Origin of the sequence: Bacillus sp. JJ1127 (assembly GCF_036965845.1) — a bacterium.
Classification (GTDB): Bacteria; Bacillota; Bacilli; order Bacillales; family Bacillaceae_G; genus Bacillus_A.
Genome location: NZ_JBALQK010000266.1, coordinates 6,079 through 14,863 on the forward strand (window position 1 = coordinate 6,079; position 8,785 = coordinate 14,863).

The 8,785-nt window shown below is 34.2% G+C and carries 12 protein-coding genes; 8 read left to right on the top strand and 4 right to left on the bottom strand.

The annotated features are described in order from the left end of the window. From V7183_RS21835 to V7183_RS21850, 4 genes are all read left to right on the top strand, one after another. Positions 1-215 (top strand): CorA family divalent cation transporter (locus V7183_RS21835; RefSeq protein WP_335360813.1); only part of this gene is annotated, 215 nt, incomplete at its 5' end. 201 nt (positions 216-416) lie between these two features. After that, entirely contained in the window at positions 417-1,313 is an 897-nt protein-coding gene (locus tag V7183_RS21840; protein ID WP_097895914.1) for a permease, read from the top strand. A 3-nt stretch (positions 1,314-1,316) separates the two neighbouring features. Further along, positions 1,317-2,186 (top strand): TIGR03943 family putative permease subunit, encoded by an 870-nt coding sequence (locus tag V7183_RS21845; RefSeq protein ID WP_335360814.1) that lies wholly within the window; start codon positions 1,317-1,319, stop codon positions 2,184-2,186. 151 nt (positions 2,187-2,337) lie between these two features. Next, complete coding sequence (locus tag V7183_RS21850; protein ID WP_335360815.1) at positions 2,338-2,844, top strand: acyl-CoA thioesterase; 507 nt, start codon at positions 2,338-2,340, stop codon at positions 2,842-2,844. 112 nt (positions 2,845-2,956) lie between these two features. Here V7183_RS21850 and V7183_RS21855 read toward each other — a convergent pair whose 3' ends face one another. Then, the gene (locus V7183_RS21855; RefSeq protein WP_000505094.1) at positions 2,957-3,043 is read right to left on the bottom strand and encodes a YjcZ family sporulation protein; all 87 of its coding nucleotides are present in this window, start codon (positions 3,041-3,043) and stop codon (positions 2,957-2,959) included. Between the two features lie 160 nt (positions 3,044-3,203). On the opposite strand from V7183_RS21855, the gene cls reads away from it, so the two are divergent. Further along, positions 3,204-4,388 carry a cardiolipin synthase gene (cls, locus tag V7183_RS21860; RefSeq protein ID WP_335360816.1) on the top strand — a complete coding sequence of 395 codons (1,185 nt, stop codon included), beginning with the start codon at positions 3,204-3,206 and terminating at the stop codon, positions 4,386-4,388. Positions 4,389-4,418: 30 nt separating this feature from the next. Beyond that, positions 4,419-4,877 (top strand): spore coat protein, encoded by a 459-nt coding sequence (locus V7183_RS21865; RefSeq protein ID WP_335360817.1) that lies wholly within the window; start codon positions 4,419-4,421, stop codon positions 4,875-4,877. A gap of 39 nt (positions 4,878-4,916) precedes the next feature. On the opposite strand, the gene V7183_RS21870 is transcribed toward V7183_RS21865, so the two are convergent. Continuing rightward, the gene (locus V7183_RS21870) at positions 4,917-5,702 is read right to left on the bottom strand and encodes an SDR family oxidoreductase (protein ID WP_335360818.1); all 786 of its coding nucleotides are present in this window, start codon (positions 5,700-5,702) and stop codon (positions 4,917-4,919) included. 186 nt (positions 5,703-5,888) lie between these two features. On the opposite strand from V7183_RS21870, the gene V7183_RS21875 reads away from it, so the two are divergent. Further along, the gene (locus V7183_RS21875) at positions 5,889-6,068 is read left to right on the top strand and encodes a hypothetical protein (RefSeq protein ID WP_141523211.1); all 180 of its coding nucleotides are present in this window, start codon (positions 5,889-5,891) and stop codon (positions 6,066-6,068) included. 113 nt (positions 6,069-6,181) lie between these two features. Next, the gene (locus V7183_RS21880) at positions 6,182-6,802 is read left to right on the top strand and encodes an NAD(P)-dependent oxidoreductase (RefSeq protein WP_335360819.1); all 621 of its coding nucleotides are present in this window, start codon (positions 6,182-6,184) and stop codon (positions 6,800-6,802) included. A 24-nt stretch (positions 6,803-6,826) separates the two neighbouring features. On the opposite strand, the gene V7183_RS21885 is transcribed toward V7183_RS21880, so the two are convergent. Next, on the bottom strand, positions 6,827-7,309 hold the full coding sequence (locus V7183_RS21885) for a DUF456 domain-containing protein (protein WP_097895928.1): 483 nt from the start codon (positions 7,307-7,309) through the stop codon (positions 6,827-6,829). 1 nt (position 7,310) lies between these two features. Next, positions 7,311-8,618: a hemolysin family protein gene (locus V7183_RS21890; RefSeq protein ID WP_335360820.1), complete on the bottom strand. Its 1,308-nt coding sequence runs from the start codon at positions 8,616-8,618 to the stop codon at positions 7,311-7,313. Positions 8,619-8,785 lie beyond the last annotated feature (167 nt).

An 8,785-nucleotide genomic window follows, 5' to 3' on the forward strand; every position in this document is an offset into this window, starting at 1 on the left:
GTTCGGTTATTTCTAATAATTTAAACAGTGTTATGAAGTTTTTAACTTCGATGACAATCATATTATCAGTGCCAACAATGGTTTCTAGTTTTTTTGGAATGAATGTTCCAGTTCCTTTAAGTGAAAATCCGCATGGTTTTTTAATGGCTATGATTATATCCGCAATATTATCTTGCGTAATGGCCTTTATTTTTTGGAAGAAACGTTATTTTTAAATCATATGAAAGCTGCTCTAGCATAGCTATCAAACTGCGCTAGAGCAGCTTTTTTGTCGTAAGAAAACGTTTCTTATATACGATATGTGTATGGATGAAAAACTTTTTTGCCATGATTTACAGATTTGAAAAGGGCTTGTTCAAATAATAAATTGAGGTTAAAATTACATATTGTTAATGAAAAAATGGAGGAAATACATCATGGAATTGTTTCAGTTACCGAAAGCATTCCTGCAAATGAATACAATCTTTATCTCAATTTTAATTGAAGCACTGCCATTTGTGCTAATTGGTGTATTTATTTCAGGATTCATTCAAATGTTTGTGACAGAAGATATGGTGGCAAAATGGATGCCGAAAAATCGATTTCTGTCTGTGTTATTAGCCACTTTTCTTGGCATGATGTTTCCAGGGTGTGAATGTGGCATCGTTCCAATTGTAAGACGGCTAATTGGAAAAGGTGTTCCGCCATACGCTGGAATTGCATTTATGTTAACGGGGCCAATTATTAACCCGGTTGTATTATTTGCAACGTACGTTGCATTCGGAAGTAGTATGCATATGGTGTGGTATCGTTCCATTGTAGCCATTGTTGTAGCTATTATCGTTGGACTTATATTATCATTTATGTTTAAAGATCATCAACTACGTGATGAACATTTCCCAGAGGTGGATCATAAGCGTTCTTTGCGTAAAAAGATGTGGGACGTATGTACACATGCTGTTGAAGAGTTTTTCTCAATGGGGAAATACTTAGTAATAGGGGCATTAATTGCTGCTGCAGTTCAAACATTTGTACAAACTTCAACACTACTTTCTATAGGACAAGGACCGTTCTCTTCATCAGCCGTTATGATGGGACTTGCGTATATTTTATCATTATGTTCAGAAGCGGATGCTTTTATTGCATCTTCGTTCCAAAGTACATTTTCAACAGCATCAATTGTCGCGTTCCTCGTTTATGGACCGATGGTGGATATTAAAAATATGTTTATGATGCTTGCGACATTTAAAACAAAATTTGTAATTGTTGTGATAGCTACAGTTACACTTGTAGTTTATGCAAGCTCACTACTCATTTATGCGATGGGGTGGTAGGTTATGTTTCGGGCATATATTTTACTCGGGTTTACAATCTTAATTACGCAGCTTCATATTTCAGGTAATATAACAAAGTATATAAATATGAAGTACGCATATTTATCAAAAACAGCTGCAATTATTTTAGGGTTTTTAACACTTATTCAAATCATTGTTGTTTTCCAAAAAGAGCATAAAAAGGAAAAAGAGCAGCATGATTGCAGTTGTAACCATAATCATTGTGGGCATGATCATTCAAAAGATGAAAATACATGGTGGAAACGGACTTTTGCGTATACATTATTTTGTTTCCCTATTATTTCAGGACTATTCTTTCCAATTGCAACATTAGATTCGGATATTGTTAAAACAAAAGGTTTTCATTTTCCTGTTGCGCAGGCAGAAAGCACAGATCCATTTATGACAAGGCAGTTTCTAAGACCCGATACGAGTATTTATTACGGGAAAGAAGGCTATCGTGGTGTAATGGAGAAAGGGAAAAAAGAATACGTCACAAAAGATAATATTGCCTTGAAGGATGAAGATTTCTTAAAAGGTATGGAGACAATTTATAATTATCCTGGTGAGTTTACAGGTAAGACACTTTCGTTTAAAGGATTTGTTTTCCGTGATGATTCTTCAAAGAAAGAACAATATTTCTTATTCCGATTTGGTATTATTCATTGCGTAGCCGATTCAGGTGTATATGGTATGTTAGTGAAAAAACCAGAGGGAGTAGAGTGGAAAAATGATGATTGGATTCAAGTAGAAGGAACAATTTCAACTGAATTTTATCAACCATTCCATGCAAATATTCCTGTTTTAGAAGTAACAAAATGGAATAAAGTTGAACAGCCGAAAGAACAATATGTATTTAGAGGAGCCGATTGATTCATAAAATCGGTTCTTTTTTCTAGACGAGAAGTTGTAAATATTGTTAGTATATAATATGTAGTTCACCTAGTGTAGTATCTATCGTATTAGGGGAAATAAAAGGATTACAATATGTTAAAGTAACTGAATGATTAAAGAGGTGGCAGAAATGGCAGAAGCAAAGGGAAAAACAGTAAATGAATCAAGGGTGTTTAAAACAAGTCGTGTCTTTCCGACAGATTTGAACGATCATAATACATTATTTGGGGGGAAAATATTAGCTGAAATGGATATGATCGCATCTATCTCAGCAACTAGGCATTCAAGAATGGAATGTGTAACTGCATCGATGGACTGGGTAGATTTCTTACATCCAGTTCGTTCTACTGATTGTGTGAGCTATGAATCGTTTGTTATTTGGACAGGACGAACTTCAATGGAAGTATTTGTGAAAGTAGTAGCAGAAGATCTAATATCAGGTAATAAACGTATCGCAGCAACATCGTTTGTTACATTTGTTGCACTTGGGAAGGAAAATAATCCAGTTCCAGTTCCGCATGTTATTCCAGAAACAGAAGGAGAAAAAAAATTGCATGAGATTGCTGTTTTGCGTGCGCAACAACGTCATATTCGAAAAGCAGAAAGTAAGAAAATAGCAACTTTGTTAACTTTATAAGTGGAATTGCATTTGAGAATAGTGCATGGAAAATTGAAATGAAAAGCGGACACCTAAAAATAGGTGTCCGCTTTTATAGTTTTTTATGCGCATATCGTATTGGGATAGCTAACTAGCAAAAGCAAGCAGCACCTACGATAATTAAGAGGATAAATAATACGACAAGTAAAGCAAATCCATTGCCATGTGCGAAGCCCATAGTTATTTCCTCCTTTTATTTTAAGATACAACATACAATATGCAAATCCATATTTGTTTGACAGGGACATATATCATGAAGGTATGGATTTTTCTTGTATGTTAACGTGAAAAAAAGGAAAGATATAGGAATAACAGCGTATAAAGAAAGGATATTATCCATGAAACACTTTATAGGTTTTATGATATGTCTCATAGGTGTATTCATATGGATGAACATCGATGTAGAAATGGGGAAAAAAATGGCTGGTGGGTATGAAATATCAAAAATTCGTTATGGTAATTTCAAATTATTTGTCGATGGAGAGGATTTGTATCAAAAATTATTTGATGATATAAATCGTGCAGAAAAGTACGTGTATATTCATTTTTACATCGTAGGTAAAGATGAAGTAAGTCATAAATTCTTACAATTATTAGAGAGGAAGGCCTCAAGCGGTGTAGATGTGAAGTTATCAGTAGACCGAATTGGTGGCTATAAAGTTAAGAAAAAAGTGATCGAACATTTAAAAGAAAAGGGTGTTAAGTTTACTTTTAGTAAAAAGCCTAAGTTTAAAAATCTTTTTTATTCCCTGCAGCAACGCAATCATCGGCGTATTGTAGCGATAGATGGAAAAGTATCGTACATTGGTGGTTTTAATATAGGAAAGGAGTATCTCGGCCAAGATCCTAAATTTGGGGAATGGCGTGATTATCAGATGCGTATTGAAGGAGATGGAGCAATTGATATGGAACGACAATTTGCAGAAGATTGGCAAGCAGATACTGGTGAAAAGCTTCTTTTGTACGAAGGTCCAGCTATAGAGGGAGAGGCAAAATATCAATATGTGTTTTCAAATGGAAAAGGGTTATGGCAAGAATACGGTGCATTATTAAAAAAGGCTAAGAAATCATTGATTATTGCAACACCGTATTTTGTACCAAGTAAGGAAATGATGAACGGGTTACAAGAAGCGTTAGGGCGTGGGGTGAGAGTGAAGATTCTTGTTCCCTTTAAAAGTGATGCCATATTACTAAAACAAGCTGCTTATCCCCATTTGAAAAACATGTTGGATGCTGGTGCGGAAATCTATCAGTACCGGAATGGATTTTTTCATGGGAAAGTGACAATCATTGATGATACAAGTGTTGATGTAGGAACAGCTAATTTTGATAATCGGAGTTTTTATATCAATACAGAGTCGAATTGTTTTATATATGATAAAGCAGTTGTTGCTCAAGTATGGGGACGACTACAAGAAGATTTTCATAAATCTAAACGTTTTTCTGATAGAGATTTTGAAGAAATCAATAGCTGGGATTGGTTTCTAGCAAGAATAGCAAATGTTCTAGCACCATATTTATAACATATAGTAAAGAAGAAAGGAGGTAGTTTTATGAATTGTATGGAAGAGTTAATGAGCTTTACTTATACGCTTATATATAAAATTGGAGAGTATATGAATAGGATTCACGATGAAGAGCTAAAGGATATATTACAGCAACATCTACCTTATATGCTACAAGCATATAATGAGCAAGTAAATTTTCAAGAAGGAGAAAATTTACAGCATATGATTCGTGAACAGCTAAAGTCTCCCTTTATACAAGATGATGTAGAGATGAAAAGCATCCACATAGGGGATATAGGAATTGCTATTTCTTATATTTCGCATTTGAAAAGACTAGCACTAAATTTTGCTCAAGTTGCTGTAGAAGTTGCTAATCCAGAATTTCGATCTTTTTTAGAAAGCTGTTTTGTGAAAATGAATCGTTATGCATATAGTGTGTGGCAATATGTAGTGAAGAAAGAATATAAAATTGAAGATATATATATAAATGAAAAATTTGCATAGAAAAAAGACGGCTACTATGCCGTCTTCTTTCTATAGAAATTATAAACTTTTCACCATTCCGCCATCCACAAGGAAAGATTGGCCAGTCATATATGTATTTGCATCAGATGCAAGGAATGTAGCAAATGCTGCGAATTCGCTAGGGCGGCCATATCTTCCGAGAGGGATAATGGCTTCATATTGTTTTTGAACATCTTCTACTGTAATTCCACGCTTTTCAGCAGCTGTTTCATCTAAAGAAGCAATGCGATCTGTAGCGATACGTCCTGGTGCAATGGTATTAATTAAAATGTTGTATGGAGCAAGTTCAGATGCTAATGTTTTTGCTAAGCCTGTAATGCCGACGCGGAATGTATTTGATAATAATAATCCGGGAATAGGCTCTTTAATAGAAGATGAAGCGATATTGATAATTTTACCACCTTGTTCTTTCATATATGGAAGTACTTCACGAATCATACGGACATAACTTAATAAATTGAGCTCAAATGAATGATACCAATCTTCATCTGTTAGTTGTTCAAATGTACCTGGTTTAGGACCGCCAGCATTGTTAACTAAAATGTTAATTGTTCCAAAAGTTTGTACAGTATATTCTACCGCTTGTTTGATATTTTCTTTGTCTGTAACATCGCAAACTGTATACATAACATTTCCTTTGTTTAGAGCAGTCAGCTCTTTTTGTAAGGACATTAATTTTTCCTTATTACGGCTCAGTAGCATAACATTTGTTCCTTCTTTTACAAGCTCTGTAGCGATTGCTTTTCCTAAACCTTGACTAGAAGCAACAATAAGGGCTGTTTTTCCTGATAATCCAAGTTCCATATGTATCAACCTTTCTTTTTTATATTCCTTTTATTATAGATGAAAATGTTTCAAAAGAAAAATATACGATTTTGTTATCAGGAATTTTACAAATATTTACGGTATGTTTACTGTTTTCTAATATTCTCTTTAAAAATGAGAAGTAATATGAGATTGTACATATTCTATCAAAAGGAGGATAAGCAAATGAATAAATGGGTTAAGTCATTAACTGCTATGGCACTTGCGAGCTCTTTATTTATGGTAGGGTGCAGTAAAGATGAAGGTAAAAAGAAGGATGAGGACTCAACAACGCAGCAAGACGAAAAGAAAGATCAGGAAACGAGCAAGGATAGTACTTCTTCAGATTCAAAAGAAAAGAAATAAGTTTGTTTTATAGTATATAGCAGAGCTTCCTCAATCAATGAGGAAGCTTTTTAGTTGTATATTTTCTGTTTGTACGAAACAATAGAAGAAAAGAAATAGTAAGGAGGACACAGATGAGAGTATGTATATTTGGAGCAACGGGTAGAGTTGGATCGCGATTAATGAAGCTAGCATTACAAGCTTCATATCATGTTACAGTATTAGTTCGTGATTCAAATAAGCTTGAGATATCCCATGAAAATCTACAAATAGTAGAAGGGAATGTATTACATGAAGATGATATAAGAAAGGCATTGAAGAGCGCTAATATTGTTATAAGTGCTCTGGGAACTGACGGGAATGGAACATTGTCAAAAAGCATGCCAAACATTATTAAACATATGGAAGAGGAGGGGATTGAGAGAATATTTACAATTGGAACAGCAGGTATTTTACAGGCTCGAATAAATCCGAATGTATATCGATTTCAATCAGAAGAGTCGAAAAGAAGATCGACAAAGGCTGCTGAAGATCATTTAGCCGCGTATATGCTGCTTAAAAATAGTAGACTATGCTGGACGATTGTTTGTCCGACACATTTGCTTGATGGAGAAGGGACGGGGATATATCGAACGGAACAGGATATGTTACCGGTAGATGGATCAAAGATTACAGTTGGGGATACTGCTCATTTTATGTGGTCTTTATTGAATGAAAAAACGTATGAAAATAGCCGTGCAGGCATTGCATATTAAAAAACCATCCCTGAAAAGGGATGGTTAAAAAATGATATAACAAATAAAGATGATAATCATAATGATTTGTAAAATGGCTTTTGCTACTGTACTGCTTAAAAATCCAACAACTGTCGCAATTCCGACCATAAAGGCTTCTTTTGGTGTCTTTTTATGCATTATTTCTGTTATAAAGACAGACAAAAATGGGATGATAATGAGACCAAATGGCGGGAAGAAAAAGGAGCCGACAATAATGGAGATCATCCCAACACGTTCGCCCCATTTTGTACTTCCGTATTTTTTTAAGAAATATCCATTTGCAATGAAGTCAGCAATGAAAATAATAATCGTAAAAATGATTTGAATGATCCAAAAAGAAGTTGTTAATTCTTCAGCGTTTATACCAAAATGATAAATCAAATATCCTGCCCATAGAGCAAGAATGCCAGGGATAATCGGATAAATAAACGCGATAAATGATACGATAAAACAAGAAATGATACAAAGTGTTAGTAAAACAGTCACCTTATAGCTCCTTTATACTATCTAGTTTATGTACAGCAATTTTTTTAATTTGATGGCCATCAAGCTCCAATGCTTTAAATTGAAAACCTGCGTATTCAATTGAATATCCAGGTTCAATATTTAAATCAATTGCTTGAGAAAGAAGCCAACCACCAATTGTATCTAAATCGCTATCATCAATATGTAAGCCGAACATATCATTTACTTCAGAGATAAGCACTTTTCCATCTAGTACGGTGAGCTTAGGTGTTCGTTTTTCAATCATTGGTGATTCATCAGCGTCAAATTCATCTTGAATTTCTCCAATAATTTCTTCAATAATATCTTCCATTGTTAATAATCCAGCAGTTCCACCATATTCGTCCATTACAATTGCCATTTGGACACGGTTCTTTTGAAGATGAATTAAAGTTTTGCGAATTGGAACGGTTTCAAAGACAGTTAAGACAGGATGAATGTATGCTTTTAATGGCTTGTGAATTCCTTTCGTTTGATCGTGAAAAATTTCTTTTGTATTTATCATCCCGATAATATCATCTTTATCTTTTTCAATAATTGGATACCGTGTATATTTTTCAGATGCTGCGATGTCCATGTTTTCTTCTAATGTGTTTTCAGTAGATAAACAAACCATTTCTGTACGAGGTACCATAATTTCTTTGGCAACACGATCATCAAATTCGAAAATATTATTTACATATTTATATTCAATCTGATTAATTTCGCCACTTTTAAAGCTTTCCCCTAAAATAAGTCGTAATTCTTCTTCTGAGTGAGCAAGCTCATTTTCCTTTGTTGGTTCTAAGCCGAATAGTTTTGTAAAGAATACGGCTGTACTATTAAGTAACCAAATGAAAGGATACATGATTTTATCAAACCAGATGAGCGGCTTGGCAAATTTCAATGTAATTGCTTCTGCTTTTTGAATCGCAAAAGATTTTGGAACAAGCTCACCTAATACAACATGGAAAAAGGTAATGACACTAAATGCAATGATAAAAGATAATGTGTTAGCCATTGTACCGGTAATATTTATTTTTTCAAATAATGGACGTAGTAAGTGTTCTACAGTTGGTTCACCAAGCCAACCAAGTCCTAAAGAAGTGATGGTAATACCGAGCTGACAGGCCGATAAATAAACATCTAAGTTAGAAATAACGCTTCTGGCAGCTAGTGCTTGCTTATTTCCTTCATTTGCAAGCTGATCAATTCGACTTTTCCGTACTTTTACAACCGCAAATTCGGATGCAACGAAAAAGCCAGAAATGAGAATGAGTACAAAAATGAGAAAAATATTTAATATGTCCAAGTGTGCTCTCTACCCCGAAGTGGGAATAAAGATGTCACCTCCTGCAAGTATGTTATACTTTTATAATAAATCGAAATGAAAATAATAGTCAAAGAAAATAAGTAAATATTGGCATGTTTTGTTAATTGTTTATAATTTTTTGTGTTATTTTGCCCTGATATACAAGA